The organism is Marichromatium sp. AB31, assembly GCF_003718685.1.
In the GTDB taxonomy this organism is placed as follows: domain Bacteria; phylum Pseudomonadota; class Gammaproteobacteria; order Chromatiales; family Chromatiaceae; genus Marichromatium; species Marichromatium gracile.
This window is the reverse complement of record NZ_RHFI01000006.1, coordinates 26,460-42,407: the sequence shown is the minus strand read 5'-3', so window position 1 is coordinate 42,407 and position 15,948 is coordinate 26,460. Positions and strand designations below refer to the sequence as shown.

At 68.3% G+C, this 15,948-nt stretch carries 18 protein-coding genes, 1 tRNA gene and 1 pseudogene; 8 read left to right on the top strand and 12 right to left on the bottom strand.

Annotated elements, in window-relative coordinates:
• Nucleotides 1-19: 19 nt before the first annotated feature.
• From ispD to EBL84_RS06490, 5 genes are all read right to left on the bottom strand, one after another.
• On the bottom strand, nt 20-730 hold the full coding sequence (gene ispD / locus EBL84_RS06510; protein WP_123140076.1) for a 2-C-methyl-D-erythritol 4-phosphate cytidylyltransferase: 711 nt from the start codon (nt 728-730) through the stop codon (nt 20-22).
• Nucleotides 727-1,023: a cell division protein FtsB gene (gene ftsB / locus EBL84_RS06505; protein ID WP_123140075.1), complete on the bottom strand. Its 297-nt coding sequence runs from the start codon at nt 1,021-1,023 to the stop codon at nt 727-729. Before ftsB ends, ispD begins: the two co-directional genes overlap by 4 nt.
• A gap of 59 nt (nt 1,024-1,082) precedes the next feature.
• Nucleotides 1,083-2,360 carry a phosphopyruvate hydratase gene (gene eno / locus EBL84_RS06500; RefSeq protein ID WP_062275654.1) on the bottom strand — a complete coding sequence of 426 codons (1,278 nt, stop codon included), beginning with the start codon at nt 2,358-2,360 and terminating at the stop codon, nt 1,083-1,085.
• 79 nt (nt 2,361-2,439) lie between these two features.
• Nucleotides 2,440-3,288 carry a 3-deoxy-8-phosphooctulonate synthase gene (kdsA, locus tag EBL84_RS06495; protein ID WP_123140074.1) on the bottom strand — a complete coding sequence of 283 codons (849 nt, stop codon included), beginning with the start codon at nt 3,286-3,288 and terminating at the stop codon, nt 2,440-2,442.
• Entirely contained in the window at nt 3,288-4,931 is a 1,644-nt protein-coding gene (locus EBL84_RS06490; protein ID WP_190287899.1) for a CTP synthase, read from the bottom strand. Before EBL84_RS06490 ends, kdsA begins: the two co-directional genes overlap by 1 nt.
• A gap of 258 nt (nt 4,932-5,189) precedes the next feature.
• On the opposite strand from EBL84_RS06490, the gene EBL84_RS06485 reads away from it, so the two are divergent.
• Entirely contained in the window at nt 5,190-5,603 is a 414-nt protein-coding gene (locus EBL84_RS06485) for a sulfur globule family protein (RefSeq protein ID WP_123140073.1), read from the top strand.
• Nucleotides 5,604-5,616: 13 nt separating this feature from the next.
• Here EBL84_RS06485 and EBL84_RS17055 read toward each other — a convergent pair whose 3' ends face one another.
• Nucleotides 5,617-5,865 carry a hypothetical protein gene (locus EBL84_RS17055; RefSeq protein WP_165913445.1) on the bottom strand — a complete coding sequence of 83 codons (249 nt, stop codon included), beginning with the start codon at nt 5,863-5,865 and terminating at the stop codon, nt 5,617-5,619.
• On the opposite strand from EBL84_RS17055, the gene fnr reads away from it, so the two are divergent.
• On the top strand, nt 5,807-6,565 hold the full coding sequence (fnr, locus tag EBL84_RS06480) for a fumarate/nitrate reduction transcriptional regulator Fnr (protein WP_062275660.1): 759 nt from the start codon (nt 5,807-5,809) through the stop codon (nt 6,563-6,565). The genes EBL84_RS17055 and fnr overlap by 59 nt on opposite strands.
• A 110-nt stretch (nt 6,566-6,675) precedes the next feature.
• Here the strand turns inward: fnr and dnaQ are convergent, their stop codons facing one another.
• The 3 genes from dnaQ to EBL84_RS06465 are packed head-to-tail and all read right to left on the bottom strand — an operon-like array spanning nt 6,676 to nt 8,599.
• Entirely contained in the window at nt 6,676-7,407 is a 732-nt protein-coding gene (dnaQ, locus tag EBL84_RS06475) for a DNA polymerase III subunit epsilon (RefSeq protein WP_123140171.1), read from the bottom strand.
• A 6-nt stretch (nt 7,408-7,413) separates the two neighbouring features.
• Complete coding sequence (rnhA, locus tag EBL84_RS06470) at nt 7,414-7,845, bottom strand: ribonuclease HI (RefSeq protein WP_123140072.1); 432 nt, start codon at nt 7,843-7,845, stop codon at nt 7,414-7,416.
• The gene (locus tag EBL84_RS06465) at nt 7,838-8,599 is read right to left on the bottom strand and encodes a class I SAM-dependent methyltransferase (RefSeq protein WP_123140071.1); all 762 of its coding nucleotides are present in this window, start codon (nt 8,597-8,599) and stop codon (nt 7,838-7,840) included. Before EBL84_RS06465 ends, rnhA begins: the two co-directional genes overlap by 8 nt.
• Before the next feature lie 176 nt (nt 8,600-8,775).
• Between EBL84_RS06465 and EBL84_RS06460 the strand changes: the two genes are divergently transcribed.
• From EBL84_RS06460 to EBL84_RS17470, 6 genes and pseudogenes are all read left to right on the top strand, one after another.
• Entirely contained in the window at nt 8,776-10,224 is a 1,449-nt protein-coding gene (locus EBL84_RS06460; protein WP_123140070.1) for a LysM peptidoglycan-binding domain-containing protein, read from the top strand.
• A gap of 21 nt (nt 10,225-10,245) precedes the next feature.
• On the top strand, nt 10,246-10,833 hold the full coding sequence (locus EBL84_RS06455) for a murein L,D-transpeptidase family protein (RefSeq protein WP_123140069.1): 588 nt from the start codon (nt 10,246-10,248) through the stop codon (nt 10,831-10,833).
• 127 nt (nt 10,834-10,960) lie between these two features.
• Nucleotides 10,961-11,050 (top strand) — tRNA-Ser (locus EBL84_RS06450).
• 196 nt (nt 11,051-11,246) lie between these two features.
• Nucleotides 11,247-12,566, top strand: coding sequence for a tRNA (N(6)-L-threonylcarbamoyladenosine(37)-C(2))-methylthiotransferase MtaB (gene mtaB, locus EBL84_RS06445; protein ID WP_123140068.1), 1,320 nt, complete (start codon nt 11,247-11,249; stop codon nt 12,564-12,566).
• 539 nt (nt 12,567-13,105) lie between these two features.
• Nucleotides 13,106-13,153: pseudogene (locus tag EBL84_RS17475) on the top strand (hypothetical protein); the annotation flags it as partial.
• 79 nt (nt 13,154-13,232) lie between these two features.
• Nucleotides 13,233-13,415 carry an endonuclease domain-containing protein gene (locus tag EBL84_RS17470; protein WP_255420155.1) on the top strand — a complete coding sequence of 61 codons (183 nt, stop codon included), beginning with the start codon at nt 13,233-13,235 and terminating at the stop codon, nt 13,413-13,415.
• 87 nt (nt 13,416-13,502) lie between these two features.
• Here the strand turns inward: EBL84_RS17470 and murI are convergent, their stop codons facing one another.
• From murI to EBL84_RS06425, 3 genes are all read right to left on the bottom strand, one after another.
• Nucleotides 13,503-14,336 carry a glutamate racemase gene (murI, locus tag EBL84_RS06435; protein WP_123140067.1) on the bottom strand — a complete coding sequence of 278 codons (834 nt, stop codon included), beginning with the start codon at nt 14,334-14,336 and terminating at the stop codon, nt 13,503-13,505.
• A gap of 379 nt (nt 14,337-14,715) precedes the next feature.
• Nucleotides 14,716-15,534: an exodeoxyribonuclease III gene (xthA, locus tag EBL84_RS06430; protein WP_123140066.1), complete on the bottom strand. Its 819-nt coding sequence runs from the start codon at nt 15,532-15,534 to the stop codon at nt 14,716-14,718.
• Nucleotide 15,535: 1 nt separating this feature from the next.
• Nucleotides 15,536-15,853, bottom strand: a complete 318-nt coding sequence (locus tag EBL84_RS06425; RefSeq protein ID WP_123140065.1) for a hypothetical protein — start codon at nt 15,851-15,853, stop codon at nt 15,536-15,538.
• Between the last annotated feature and the right edge of the window lie 95 nt (nt 15,854-15,948).

Sequence of the window (15,948 nt, the reverse complement as noted above, 5' to 3'; positions counted from 1 at the left end):
CCCGGTGCAGCGGCGGGCCTCAGTCGAGGCGACCCTGCTGCTGCAGATGGAAGCGGGCGAGCGCCAGATCCTCGGGACGGGTGATCTTGAGGTTGTCCGACTGCCCCTCGAGCAGCCGCGGGGCCTGCCCCAGACGCTCGATCGCCGAGGCCTCGTCGGTGACCAGCGCGCCCTCGGCGAGCGCCTGGCGCAGCGCCTGACGCAGCGTCCCGAGGCGGAACATCTGCGGGGTGAAGGCGTGCCACAGGGCGCTGCGCTCGACGGTAGTCTCGATCCGTCCCTCGGTCCCGGCACGCTTCATGGTGTCGCGCACCTGCACCGCGAGGATGCCGCCGACCGGATCATCGGCTAGCCCCTCGAGCATGGCGTCGAGATCCGAGCGACGCAGGCAGGGGCGCGCGGCATCGTGCACCAACGCCCAGTCGTCGGCGGCGGCGTGCGCGCTCAGCGCCTCGAGCCCGTTGAGTACCGAGTTGCAGCGTTCGGCGCCGCCCGGCGCGCGGATCACCCGGGGATGGGTGGCGTAGCGGGTCTCCGGCCAATAGGGGTCGGCGGGGTCGACGGCGACCACCACCCCGGCGATGGCGGGGTGGTCGATGAAGCACTCGAGGGTGTGCTCGATCACCGGTCGGCCGGCGAGTTCGAGGTATTGCTTGGGGATGGCGCTCCCCATCCGTCGGCCGACGCCGGCGGCGGGGATCACCGCCCAGAAGGCGGGTGTGGCGGTCAATGCGGGGGCTCCTCGGAGCGGCGAGGTTCGATCACCTGCAGGAAGGTCTCTCCGGGCCGGATCATGCCGAGCTCGGCGCGGGCACGCTCCTCGAGCGCCTCGAGCCCGCTGCCGAGATCGACCACCTCGGCGCGCAGCTTGGCGTTGCGCGCACCGAGACGCTCGAGCTCGCCGCGCTGCGCGGCGATCTCCTGGCGCAGCGCGGCGAGTTCGGCCTGACTCCCCTCACCGACCCACAGCCGGTAGTGGAGCGCCAACAGCACGAACACCAGCAACGCGATCAGCAGGCGCATGGATGAGGTGCTCGAGAACGGTGGCCCGGAGCAGGCTCAGCGACGACCAGGATCGTCGCTCACAGCCACTTGAAGGCGTCGCGACCGGCGTAGACGGCCTCGTCGCCGAGCTGGTCCTCGATGCGCATCAGCTGGTTGTACTTGGCGATGCGATCGGAGCGCGACAGCGAGCCGGTCTTGATCTGACCGGTGCCGGCGGCGACCACCAGGTCGGCGATGGTGGTGTCCTCGGTCTCGCCGGAGCGGTGCGAGACCACCGCGGTATAACCGGCGGCGTGCGCCATGGCGATCGCCTCGAGGGTCTCGGTGAGGGTGCCGATCTGGTTGACCTTGATCAGGATCGAGTTGGCGATGCCCTTGTCGATGCCCTCGCGCAGGATCTTGGTGTTGGTGACGAAGAGGTCGTCGCCGACGATCTGCACCCGCGCACCGAGACGCTCGGTGAGCGTCTTCCAGCCGTCCCAGTCACCCTCGGCCAGGCCGTCCTCGATGCTGAGGATCGGGTAGCGATCGACCCAGGACTCGAGCAGGTCGACCATGCCCTCGGCGTCGAGGGTGCGGCCCTCGCCCTTGAGGTGGTACTGGCCGTCCTCGTAGAACTCGGAGGCGGCGACGTCGAGCGCCAGGAAGATGTCCTCACCGGCCTTGTAGCCGGCCTTCTCGATCGCCTCGAGGATGACCTCGATGGCCGCCTCGTTGGACTCCAGGTCGGGGGCGAAACCACCCTCGTCGCCGACGCTGGTGGCCAGGCCACGGGCGTGCAGCACCGACTTGAGCGCGTGGAAGACCTCGGCGCCGTAGCGCACCGCCTCGCGGATGCTCGTGGCACCCACCGGCATGATCATGAACTCCTGGAAGTCGACGCTGTTGTCGGCGTGCTCGCCGCCGTTGATGATGTTCATCATCGGCACCGGCAGGCGGTAGGGACCGCTCGAGATCGAGCGGAACAGCGCCACGGCCTTCTCCTGCGCGGCGGCATGGGCGTTGGCCAGCGACACCCCGAGCAGGGCGTTGGCGCCGAGCCGGCCCTTGTTGTCGGTACCGTCGAGCTCGATCATGCGGCGATCGAGCGCCTGCTGGTCGAGCACGTCCATGCCGATCAGCGCCTCGCGCAACTCGCCCTGGATGTTGGCCACCGCGGTGCGCACACCCTTGCCGCAGAAGCGCTCGGCCTCGCCGTCGCGCAGCTCCAGCGCCTCGCGCGAGCCGGTGGAGGCGCCCGAGGGCACGATGGCGCGACCGATGGCACCATCGGCGGTGATCACATCGGCCTCGACGGTCGGGTTACCCCGGGAGTCCAGTACCTCGCGGGCACGGACGTCGACGATCTCGGACATGCTTCGATTCTCCTCAGAAATTAGGGTCGATGATGAATTCTGGGATGTCTGGCGCGCGCCAGGTCTGACGCGGGCCCCTTCAACTCGACGACTCGGACCCGCTCTGCTCGATCAGACCACTGCGCTTGACCGTGCGGTCGAGCTCGACCAGGGTCTCGAGCAGCGCCTGCATCCGTCCCAGCGGCCAGGCGTTGGGACCGTCACTGAGCGCCTGATCGGGGTCCGGGTGGGTCTCCATGAACAGCCCGGAGACGCCGGCGGCGACCGCCGCGCGCGCCAGCACCGGCACGAACTCGCGCTGACCGCCCGAACTCGTGCCCTGGCCGCCGGGCAGCTGCACCGAGTGAGTGGCGTCGAACACCACCGGGCACCCGGTCTCGCGCATCACCGCCAGCGCGCGCATGTCCGAGACCAGGTTGTTGTAGCCGAAGGAGACGCCGCGCTCGCAGACCATGATCTGCTGGTTGCCGGTGTCACGGGCCTTGTCGACCACGTGCTTCATGTCCCAGGGGGCGAGGAACTGCCCCTTCTTGAGATTGACCGGCTTGCCCTGCGCGGCCACGGCGCGGATGAAGTTGGTCTGACGGCAGAGGAAGGCGGGGGTCTGGAGCACGTCGACCACCGCCGCGACCTCGTCGAGCGGGGTGTCCTCGTGCACGTCGGTGAGCACCGCCACGCCGATGCGCTGGCGCACCGCCTCGAGGATCTGCAGACCACGCTCGATGCCCGGGCCGCGGAAGCTGCCGAGCGAGGAGCGGTTGGCCTTGTCGAAGGAGGACTTGTAGACGAAGGGGATGCCGAGCGCGTCGGTGATCTCCTTGAGCCGTCCGGCCGTCTCCTCGGCCAGCCCCGCGCTCTCGATCACGCAGGGGCCGGCGATGAGGAACAGTGGCCGGTCGAGTCCGACCTCGAAGTGCGCCAGGCGCATCAGTCGTCCTGCCCGCCGGTGAGCTGGCGCTGCTTGAGCGCCGCCTCGACGAAGCCACGGAACAGCGGATGGCCGTCACGCGGGGTCGAGGTGAACTCGGGGTGGAACTGGCAGGCGATGAACCAGGGGTGGTCGGGGATCTCGACGATCTCGACCAGCCGGTTGTCGAGCGACCAGCCGGAGAAACGCATCCCCGCGTCCTTCATCTGGTTGAGGTAGCGGTTGTTGAACTCGTAGCGGTGACGATGACGCTCGCGCACCTGCGGCTCGCCGTAGACGCTGCGCGCCAGGCTGCCCGGCTCGAGTCGGCAGTTCTGACCGCCGAGACGCATGGTACCGCCGAGGTCGCCGTCGGCGTCGCGGGTCTCGACCCGCCCCTGGTCGTCGCGCCACTCGGTGATCAGGCCGATCACCGGATGCGGGGTCTTGGGATCGAACTCGGTGCTGTGCGCGCCCTCGAGACCGACCAGATCGCGGGCGTACTCGATCACCGCCACCTGCATGCCGAGACAGATGCCGAGATAGGGCACGCGGTTCTCGCGGGCATAGCGCACCGTGGCGATCTTGCCCTCGACGCCGCGCTCGCCGAAGCCGCCCGGGACGAGGATGGCGTCGAGCCCCTCGAGACAGGCGGTGCCCTCGCGCTCGACCTGCTCGGAGTCGACATAGACCACCTCGACCTTGGTCGAGGTGTGCACTCCGGCGTGGGCCAGCGACTCGGAGAGCGACTTGTAGGCCTCGGTCAGGTCCATGTACTTGCCGACCATGCCGATGCGCACCGCGTGCTCGGGCTTGTCGAAGCCGTCGAGTACCCGATCCCACTCGCTGAGGTCGGCCTCGGGCACGTCGAGCTGGAACTGGCGCACCACCAGGGCGTCGAGCTCCTGGGCGTGGAGCAGACGCGGGATGCGGTAGATGTTGTCGGCGTCGATCGCCGAGATCACCGCCGCCACGTCGACATTGGTGAACAGCGCGATCTTGCGCCGCTCGTCCTCCGGCAGCAGATGCTCGGCGCGACACAGCAGGATGTCGGGCTGGATGCCGATCGAGCGCAGCTCCTTGACCGAGTGTTGGGTCGGCTTGGTCTTGATCTCGCCGGCGGTGCGGATATAGGGCACCAGGGTGAGATGCATGAACATCGCGTTCTCGCGACCCTCCTCGACGCGCATCTGACGGATCGCCTCGAGGAAGGGCAGCGACTCGATGTCGCCGACGGTGCCGCCGATCTCGACCATCGCGATATCGGCGCCCTCGGCGCCGAGCCGGATGCTCTGCTTGATCTCGTCGGTGATGTGCGGGATGACCTGCACGGTGCGGCCCAGATACTCGCCGCGGCGCTCCTTGCGCAGCACGCTCTCGTAGATCTGGCCGGTGGTGAAGTTGTTGTTGCGACCCATGCGGGTGCGCAGGAAACGCTCATAGTGGCCCAGATCGAGATCGGTCTCGGCCCCATCATCGGTCACGTAGACCTCACCGTGCTGAAACGGGCTCATGGTGCCCGGATCGACGTTGATGTAGGGGTCGAGCTTGATCATCGTGACCTTCAGGCCACGCGCCTCGAGGAGTGCGCCGAGCGATGCCGAGGAAATGCCTTTTCCCAGCGATGAGACAACACCGCCGGTGATGAAAATATACTTTGTCATATGGAAGCAGGAGGGAGTCGAGGGCGGTCGCCCGAATGCCCGGACAAACTACCAAAATCGCGTGCTCGGCTCAATCCGCGGCGCATCATGGGTTGCCGAGCCCGACCCGACGTACACGATTCGCCACCCCGTCGCCTTCACAAAGCCAGGCGTGCCGCGTATATTCCGCTTGCGCCTCGTCTCGCAGACCGACGCGCCCCTCCGCCCCGGCGGGCGGACCACAACGGCTGAAGCATTTCAATAGTCAGGAGTGGCAATATGCATAAGCTTGCGAAAGTGATCGGTATCGCTGCCATCACCGGTACCGCTGCCTTCTCGATGAACACCGCCCAGGCATGGTGGGGCGGCCCCGGCTGGGGTGGCTACGGCCCCGGCTACGGCTCCGGCTGGGGTGACTGGTTCAACGACATGTTCGGAGACGGCTGGGGCGACTTCAACATGAACATGAGCGGCGGCGGGCGCGGCTGGGGCCGCGGGCGCGGCTGGGGCCGTGGCTACGGCTATGGCTACGACTACCCCTACTACGGCGGTTACGGCCCCTACGGCTATGGCGCACCTTACGGCTACGGCGCACCCTACGGCTACGGCGCGCCCTACTACGGTGGCGTCCCCTATGCGCCTTACGGCGCACCGGCCGCGCCGGCAGCCCCTGCGGAGAGCGGCTCCAAGTAATCCGCAGCTGCGCTCAGCGCAGCGCCGACAAGAAGCCGCGCCAGTCCTGGCGCGGTTTTTTTGTGGGTAATCGTCGCCATGACGAGTACGCCGACACGTTAACCGGCTTGTAATCCAGGATGGTTCCGGTTAAAAAAGAAGATATTTGATCCAGATCAATACGACCACTCATTCCGGGTGAGTCGGCGGAAAGGTGTGTTGTCGTGAGCCAGCGAAAAGTGGTTTCGTTAGAGACGATTCGGGTCGCATGCAAGAATTGCACGCTCTCATCCCTGTGTCTGCCCATGGGGCTGACACAGGAGGACGTCGAGCGCCTCGACGACATCGTCAAGCGCACCCGACCGCTCCATCGGGGGGATTTCCTGTTTCGCGACGGAGATCGTTTCCGTTCGCTCTACGTGGTCAAGACCGGCTCGGTGAAGACCTTCGCCCCCAGCCCCGAGGGCGGCGAGCAGGTACTCGGTTTTCACCTGCCCGGCGAGATCATCGGTCTCGACGCCATCGACAAGGATGAGCACGCCTGTTCGGCCAAGGTGCTCGAGACCTCGGCGATCTGCGAGATCCCCTTCCAGCGACTCGAGGAGCTCACCTGCTCCATCCCCAGTCTGCAGCATCAGATGTACCGGCTGCTGAGCAAGGAGATCGGTCACGACACCGACATGCTGCTGCTGCTCGGCAAGAAGAACGCCGAGGAGCGTCTCGCCGCCTTCCTGCTCAGCCTCTCGCAGCGCCTGCACAAACGCGGGCTCTCGCCCTCCGACTTCTATCTCAGCATGTCGCGCCACGAGATCGGCAACTATCTCGGGCTCGCGGTGGAGACCGTCAGCCGGCTGTTCACCCGCTTCCAGGACGACGGCCTGATGCGCGTCGACCGCAAGCACATCGAACTGCTCGACCTGCCCGCGCTCGAGGCGCTGGTCGGCGGCAACGGTCAGGGCCGACGCCAGAACCAGCAGCGCTGAGCGCACTGGAGCGACCGAGTCCGCCTCCCCTCAGGCGCGCGCGGACCGCTCCACTGAGACGCGAGCGGGGGTGAGCGCAACTCACGCCCCGGCACACGGAACACCGCCGCTCAACCCGGCTCGCGCAACCACAGACAGCCCTCGGCACTCGCCTTGTCGATCGCATCGAGCCGCGCCGCATGCGCCCCGAGCGCGCGCTCATCGGCCCGCACCACCCGCAACGGCGGGCGCTCGGCGCTGATCCGGCCGTGCTCCCCGGTCGCGCCCTGAGCGCCCTCGCCCGCCGTCTCGACCTCGCCGAGCCCGAGCTTCACCTGCCCACCGGTCATCGCCAGATAAACATCGGCGAGGATCTCGGCGTCGAGCAGGGCGCCGTGCAGGTCGCGCTGCGAGTTGTCGACGTCGTAGCGCTTGCACAGCGCATCGAGGCTGTTGCGCTGTCCCGGATGGAGGCGGCGCGCCATCATCAGGGTATCGGTGACCGAGCACAGCGCTTCGATGCGCGGCGCCTCCGGCTGCCACAGCCGCAGCTCGTGGTCGAGGAACCCGACATCGAACGCGGCGTTATGGATGATCAGCTCGGCGCCGCGCACATAGTCGAGAAAGGCCTCGGCCACCTCGCCGAAGCGCGGCTTGTCGGCGAGAAAGTCGTTGGTGATGCCGTGCACCTCGACCGCGCCGGCATCGATCTCGCGATCGGGCTGGATATAGCAATGGAAGTTGTTGCGGGTCAGGCGTCGGTCGACCAGCTCCACACAGCCGATCTCGATGATGCGATGCCCGTCCTGCGGGTCGAGACCCGTGGTCTCGGTATCGAGCACGATCTGACGTGTCTGCTGCATGGCCATCTACCTCGGGATACCCTGATTGGCGAGCTGATCGGCGCGTTCGTTGCCGGGGTGGCCGGCATGCCCCTTGACCCAGTGCCAACGCACCTGATGGTCGGCGAGCGCGGCATCGAGCCGCTCCCACAGGTCACGGTTCTTCACCGGCTGGCGACTGGCGGTCCGCCAGCCGTTGCGCTTCCAACGCGGCATCCACTCGCCCACCCCGCGCTTGACGTACTGCGAGTCGGTGGTGATCTCGATCTCGCTCGACCGCCTGAGCGACTCCAGCGCCATGATCACCGCCATCAACTCCATGCGGTTGTTGGTGGTCTCGCGCTCGCCGCCGCAAAGGCTCTTCTCGGCCTCGCCCCAGCACAGCAGCACCCCCCAGCCGCCGGGGCCGGGATTGCCCTTGCAGGCGCCATCGGTATAGGCGTGCACCGCCTCAGACATGTGGATTCCTCCGTGCGGTCGGTTCAACCCGTCCCGGCAACAATTGTCGGCGACCCCGCCACGACGGACGCAGCGGGGTGAGCGTCGACACCCGCTTGACCGCGCGCAGCACATAGACCCCGCCGAGCGCCGGCAGCAGACGCCGCCCCAGGGTCTCGATACGCGGCCCGCCGGGGCCGAGCGCCCGGGTCAGGGGGGGACGGAACATCAGGAACTCGCGCCGTTCGAGCGCAAAACCGAGATCGGACAACCAGGCCTCCATCTGATAATGGGTACGAAAGCGACCGCACCAGGGTGCCGGCCCTCGCGCGCCACGCAGCAGAGCGCGCAAGCCCCAGGTGCTGAGGGCGTTGAAGCCGATGACAATGAGTCGTCCCTCGGGGATCAGGGTACGCTCGGCCTCGCGCAGCACCGCCTGCGGGTCGGGCGAGAAGTCGAGGGTATGGGGCAGGAAGAGCGCGTCGATGCTGTCGGAGGCCAACGGCAACTGCGAGGCCCGTCCGACGATCGCCGGGGCCCGGGCCAGCGGCGGCGGATCGCAGGGCATGGCGATGCGATGCCGGATCCGGCTGGTGGCGAGTGCGTCGCGGAAGCTCTCGGTGACGCCGACCTGCACCAGATAATAGCCGAAGGTGTCATGCAGCAACTGCTGTACGCAGGCGCACTCGAGCCGCGCCAGCTCGGTGCCGAGCGGCGAGCGATACCAGCGCTGGAGTTGGGCGAGCGGGGAGTCTGGCCCCTTGCAAGCAGTCATGCGGCAGCCTCTTCGAGGCGGTCATGGTAACCGCAGCGGCCCCGCGCTGTCGTCTCCTCAGGCGCACCCAATTCCCGACCTCGGGTCTGGAAATCCCCCCCGGGTTTGGCTTATGATGACGCGCGAAAATTCAAAAAATCCTGCTTTACAAACACTTAACGCCTCCCGGGGATTCAATGCCTGATGTTTCACGTCTGGCACGCACGCTGTGCGCGCTGCCCCTGTTGCTCGCGCCCGTCCTCTCGGGCTGCGTCAAGGACTCACCACTCACCCGCGCCGAACAGGACTCGGACGCACGCCCCCAGATCGTCTCGGCCCGCGAATACGGCTTCGTCCGACCCGCGGTCGATATCAGCAGCCTCGAGGCCACCGACAGCGGCAAGGGTCTCGCGACCACCGGCGGCGGTGGCAACCTGTGGACGCGGGTGCGCGCCGGCATGCGGCTGCAAGACCAGCACAACCCGCGGGTCGAGGCGGTCATCGCACGCTTCAAGCGCGATCCGCGCTATCTCACCCGACTCAATGACCGCGCCCGCCCCTATCTGCGCCTGATCGTCGACGAGATCGCACGGCGCGGCCTGCCGATGGAGCTGGCGCTGCTGCCCCAGGTCGAGAGCCGCTACAACCCCGGTGCCACCTCGTCCAAGGCCGCCGCCGGGATCTGGCAGTTCATGCCCTATACCGGACGTGCGATGGGACTGCGCCAGGACCAGTGGTACGACGAGCGGCGCGACGTGCTCGCCTCGACCCGCGCCGCGCTCGACTATCTCGAACAGCTCAACGCCCAGTTCGACGGCGACTGGGCGCTCACCATGGCCGCCTACAACTGTGGCCCCGGCTGCGTGGCCAACGCCGTTGAGCGCAATCGCCGCCAGGGCAAGCCGACCGACTTCTGGTCGCTGCAACTGCCCACCGAGACCCGCGACTATGTGCCGCAGATCCTCGCCACCGCGCGTCTGGTCGCCACCCCCGGGCAATACGGCCTGGCCCTGCCGCCGCTCCCCGATCGCCCCCAGCTCGAGCTGATCCGCACCCCGGGCGCGGTCGAGCTGGCCAAGCTCGCCAGCGCCAGCGGCGTCGAACTGGCCACCCTCAAGCGACTCAACCCCGGTCTCAAGCGCGCGCGTACCGCCCCCGGCGCCCAGGCCAACCTGCTGGTGCCGGCCGGCAGCGGTGCGCTGCTGCGCAAGGCGCTGGCCCAGGCCGAGGTGGTCACGCCCGCGGCCTACAGCGCCTCGAGCCGCGTCCATATCCGCGAGCGCACCACCCCGCAGGCACGCCCGGCGGTCGCCGTTGCCAAGCCCGTGCGCACGACGCCCAAGGCACTGGTCCACGTGGTCAAGCGCGGCGAGACCCTCAGCGCCATCGCCCGCCGTCACGACCTCGGGGTACGCGCACTCGCCGAGAGCAATCATCTCGATCTCGACGACACCCTGCGCCCGGGGCAGAAGCTGCGCATCCCCGGCAGCAACGCGCTGGTCACCTATCGGGTGCGCAGCGGCGACTCGATGAGCGTGATCGCCCGCCGCTACGGCGTCACCGTCGACGACCTCCAGCGCTGGAACGCCCTCTCCGACTCGCGTCTCGACATCGGCGACACCCTGCGCATCTATCGCAAGAGCTGATCCGATCGCGAGGATGCGCGCATGTCCCGCGTCATCCACACCGCCGAGCAACGCCCATCGCCCACCCCCGGGCGCCGGGCGCTGCTCGGCACGCTGCTCGGGCTGACGCTCCTGCCATCGGCTCGCGCGATGTCGCTGCTCGCCCTCCCCCAGCCACTGCGCCCGACCAGCGCGCCCGACGACTTCCGCCCCCCGCGCCCCGGCATGGCCGATCGCGTCCTCGTGCGCAAGGCCGAGCGCCGACTCTATCTGCTGCGCGACGGCGCGGTGTTGCAAAGCTACGCCATCGCGCTCGGCTTCCAGCCGCTCGGCCACAAACGCCGCGAGGGCGATGGCCGCACCCCCGAGGGACGCTATCGCATCGACTGGCGCAACCCCGCCAGCCGTTTCCACCGCGCCCTGCACATCTCCTACCCCGGCCCCGGCGACCGGTTGCGCGCGCGTCTCCACGGTGATGACCCCGGCGGCGCCATCATGGTCCACGGCACCGGTCCCGACACCCGCCGCAACGGCGACTGGACCGCCGGCTGCATCGCCGTCGACAACGCCGCGATCGAGCAGATCTGGTCGCTGGTGGCCGACGGCACCCCGATCGAGATCCTGCCCTGAGCGGTCCCGGCGCGCCCCGAGACGCGGGACGGAGACACCAACCCGCAAAACAGGGCTAGACAAGCCGGGACGACACCATTAATATTGCGCGACTCGCTGCCGCGCCATGCGCGGACCGCCAGCACTTGGAGAGGTGCCGGAGTGGTCGAACGGGCTTGACTCGAAATCAAGTGACTCGCTTGCGGGTCCGTGGGTTCGAATCCCACCCTCTCCGCCATCTTCCCTTCTGGATCGTCCGATCCGCGCAAGACCCCCAATCCCAGCATCATCGATCGAAGGCCGGCGCTACGCCCAGCCCGGGATTCGTCGCATCCTGGCCCAGCGCACGACCGAGCGGATGCCCTCGTCCCGGCAACCCCCTATAATACTTGCCGCTCCGCGCAACACCAGCTCCACCGCAGTCCCGGCCGATCATGCACCGCACCAATGCCCCCGCTCCCACCATCCGCCTACACAGCCTCGGCTGCCGTCTCAACGAGGCCGAACTCGAGGAATGGGCCGAGCAGTTCCGCCGCGCCGGAATCCAGCTCGCCGACGACGACCAGGGCGCCGACCTGGTGGTGATCAACACCTGCGCCGTTACCCAGGAGGCGGTGCGCAAGTCGCGCAAGCTGCTGCGTCGCGCCCAGCGCGACAACCCGCGCGCGCGGCTGATCGTCAGCGGCTGTCTGGCCGCGCTCGAGGCCGAGGCGCTGGCCGGCGAGTCCGGCGTCGACCTGGTGGTGAGCAACGCCGACAAGGACCGGCTGGTGGAGATCGCGCGCGCCACCCTGACGCTGCCGCTGATGCCCGAGAGCGCTACCGCCGGCGGCGCCGAGGCGCTGTTCGCGCGTGGGCGCCAACGCGCCTTCGTCAAGGTGCAGGACGGCTGTCGCTACAACTGCACCTTCTGCATCACCACCCGCGCCCGTGGCGAGGAGCGCAGCCGTCCGATCGCTCAGGTGGTGAGTGTGATCAACCGTCTGACGCGCCAGGGGGTGCGCGAGGTCGCGCTCACCGGCGTCCACCTCGGCGGCTACGGCCATGACCAGGGCAGTGACCTCGGCGAGCTGATCGCCGCAGTGCTCGCCGACACCGGCATCGAGCGCCTGCGGCTCGGCTCGCTCGAACCCTGGGACCTGCCGGAAGGCTTCTGGGGATTGTTCGCCGATTCACGACTGATGCCGCACCTGCACCTGCCGGTACAGAGCGGTTCGGACCGGGTGCTGCGCCGCATGGCCCGACGCTGCAAGCGCGAGGCCTTCATCGAACTGGTCGCCGCGGGCCGTGCGGCGCGCCCCGAGCTCAACGTCACCACCGACGTCATCGTCGGCTTCCCCGGCGAGGACGAGGAGGACTGGCGCGAGACCCTGTCGCTGGTCGAGACCGTCGGCTTCGGCCACATCCACGCCTTCGCCTACTCGCCCCGCGCCGGCACCCTGGCCGCCACCCTGCCCGGACGCGTCGATACCGCCACCAAGCGCGCGCGCAGCCAGGCGCTGCAGCAGTTGGCCGCCGCCAGCCGCGCCCAGCTGCTGCACGAACAGCGCGGCGCCCGTCTCGAGGTGCTCTGCGAGCAGCCCCCCGACCCGGCACGCGCCCTGCCGGGCCAGGGCTACACCCCCAACTACCTACCGGTCCGCTTCACTGCCCTGCCCGACCCGATCGACACCAACACCCTGGTCGAGGTCGAGATCACCGGCGTCGACGACGATGGAGAACATCTGCTCGGGCGGGCGATCCGGGCGCGTTGATCAGACGGGTGACGCCCAGCTCAGCGAGCCCCCTACCCCCCTTTGTCAAAGGGGGACTGCGTTGGACACGTTTAATGAGGGATGACCCCTGCGCCGGAAGGGGGAGCAGGGTTGGAGACGTCAATGAGGGGATGCCCCTCCTGCGTCAGAGGAAGATCTGGGTTGGAGACGTTACTCACCAGTACGCCAGCCGCGCCTTCCAGCAACCTGCGCCGCTACGCCATGCGTTGCGCGATGAGCCAGTGCAGCAACTGCGGGGACAACCCCCTGAGGCTTCCCCTTTGAACACCCTGAGGTACCCCCCTTTGGAAAAGGCTGGCTAGGGGGGATTTCCCATCAAAAAAGCAAGGTAAAAGGAGCCCCCCCCCGACCATCCCCCAACCTCCGAGCATCAACACAAAACCGGACTTCACGCGACGAGCAACCACCTTCTCCACAGGCCATGAACTGACGCCTGATTCAGCCAAGGGGCAGGAAGGTCGAGCTTGCAACCCTACAACAAGTCGCTCAAGCCCTTCTCCCGTCACCTCCGCAGCAACATGACCGAGGCCGAACAGGCGCTCCGGCAGTGGCTGCGTCGCAAACAGGTCCACGGTCTGCGGCTCTACCGACAAAAACCGCTGCTCGGCTTCATCTGTCGATTTCTACTGCCCCAAGGCCGCACTGGTGATCGGGATCGACGGCGGTCAGCACCGAGTCCCCGAGCACAGGGCCAAGGACGCGAGACGCGATCAGGCGCTGGCCGATATCGGTCTGACCGTGCTGCGATTCGACAGCCGTCAGGCCCTGAACGAGACCGACGTCGTGTTGGAGACGATCCATCGCGCCATCGACCACGGCCCGACCTGAAGGGCCAGAAGCGCAGGAATCAACATCCAGAAAGGAAGAACCCGACACAACCCCGATTGAAACAAGGGGTTGGTTGATTCGTCGCGCTCAAGCCCCCTCGCGCAACAGCGAGACACCCGACTCGATCGGCTCCGGCAGCACGGCCAACGACGGCGCCCCCGGCCACAGGCGCGCGATCAGGGGCGCGACGCGCTCCAGCTCGCCGCTGGTCCAGAAGCGCTCGCCGCCGATCCGACCGGGCGGGGCGAGCAGACCGGCCTCGGCGAGCCGGCGGCGCACCTGACGGGCGACGCCGGCCCCGGAGTCGAGCACCGCGACCTCCGGCCCGGCGAGCCGTTCGATCAGCGGGCGCAGGTGCGGGTAGTGGGTGCAGCCGAGCACCAGGGTATCGACCCCTCGTTCGAGCAGCGGCGTCAGATAACCCTCGAGCAGAGCGTGGGTCAGCGGGCCGTCGAGATCCCCCTGCTCGATGCGCTCGACCAGTCCGGGACAGGGCTGGGCAAGGACCTCGGCCTGCCCGGCGACACGGGTACGCAGGCGCGCGAAGTTGGCGCTGGCCAGCGTCTGACGAGTAGCGAGCACGCCGACACGACCACTGCGGGTGCGCGCGGCGGCGGGCTTGACCGCCGGCTCCATCGCCACCACCGGCAGCGCATGACGCGCCCGCAGCACTCGCGCCGCCACCCCGGTAGCGGTGTTGCAGGCGATCACGATCGCCTTGGCCCCTTGAGCGATCAGAAACTCGGCAACCGCCAGCGAGCGCGCCTCGATCGTCACGGTCGGCTTGTCGCCATAGGGAGCGTGGGCGGAGTCGGCGACATAGAGCAGGGCCTCGCCAGGCAGCTCGCGACGGATCTCGCGCAGCACCGACAGCCCGCCGACGCCGGAGTCGAATACGCCGATCGGTTGCTGTCGGATCATCCTGGAGTGGCCTGAGGAAGCGAAGAGTTGGTCGAGACCCGCACGAGTGTAGGCCGCGCCCGACGACCTGACAATCGGTGGCGACGCCGGCCGCCGGAGGATTGAACCGCGCAGGGGCGGCCAGCGGCCAGCGGCCAGCGGCCAGCGGCCAGCGGCCAGCGGCCAGCGGCCAGCGGCCAAGATTGAACCGCGAAGGCGCGAAGCGCGCAAAGTGAATGCTGTGTGATGTCGGCGTGAGGCCACAGACGGCGCGAGTCCGCACCCTCTGGTGGCTGATCTCTGACGGCTGGCGGCTTATTCCCCTTGGCGCCCTTCGCGGCTTCGCGGTTCAAATTCCTGGCGGCTGCCGACTGGCGGCTGAAAGCGCCCGACCGCCCCCTCAGCCCTCGAAGCTCGCCCACACCGGGCAGTGGTCGGAGGGCTTCTCCATGGCGCGGATCTCGTAGTCGATGCCGGTCTCGATCAGGCGTTCGCGCAAGGGCGCGGTCACCAGCAGCTGGTCGATGCGCAGTCCGCGCCTGGGCTCGCGCTCGAAGCCGCGTGAGCGGTAGTCGAACCAGCTGAAGGTCTCGGCGTTGTCGGGATGCAGCTCGCGATGGGCGTCACAGAGCCCCCAGTCGGTCAGCGCGCGGTGCCACTCGCGCTCCTCGGGGAGGAAGCTGCACTTGCCGCTGCGCCGCCAACGCTTGGCGTTGTCGGCGCCGATGCCGATGTCGAGGTCCGAGGGGGCGACGTTCATGTCGCCGAGCACCACCAACAGATCGGCGGGCGAGAACTGACCGCGCAGATACTCGAGCAGTCCGGCATAGAAGCGCTGCTTGGCGGGGAACTTCAGCGGGTGATCGCGCGACTCGCCCTGGGGGAAGTAGCCGTTGATGACCGTGATCGGCGTGCCGTCGGACAGCGCATAGCGCCCGGTGATGAGCCGCCGCTGGGCGTCCGGCGCATCGCCCGGCAGCCCCTTGACCACCGCCAGCGGCTCGGCCTTGCTGAGCAGGGCGACGCCATAGTGTCCCTTCTGACCGTGGAAGCGGGCGTGATACCCCAGCCCCTCGACCGCCGCGCGCGGGAACTGCTCGTCGGCGACCTTGCACTCCTGCACCCCGACGATGTCGGGGTCGTGCGCCTCCCTGAGCGCCTCGAGCTGATGCTGGCGAGCACGGATACCATTGATGTTGAAGGAGACGATCTTGAACATCTCAGGCACCTCCCAGCACGTCGCGGGTCTCGCGCCCGCCGACCTCGACCCCATGGGCATGGGCCCGCCCCCAGGGCGTCACCCGCTCGGTCGGCGCCAGCGGCTCGATCTCGGGCAACGGGCGGGCGGCGAGCGCCGCACCGTGACCGAGTGCGGCGAGCGCCGCGCGCATGCCGTCGGCATAGCCACGGTCGTACCAGCACTGGGCCTCGTCGCAACGCGCGCGATAGTCGGCGGTGTCGCGATAGAGCCGTTCGAGCAACGCCAACAGACGGTCGAGGAGCTGATCGGGCGGCAGGGCGGTGGCTGGACTGGACATGGGATCGGGGACGCTCGTTGATCGGTGGTGACGGAAGACGCTGGCCGGGTGCCATCGCCGCGAGGCTAGCATGTGTCGACCGGGCACCCAAGCGC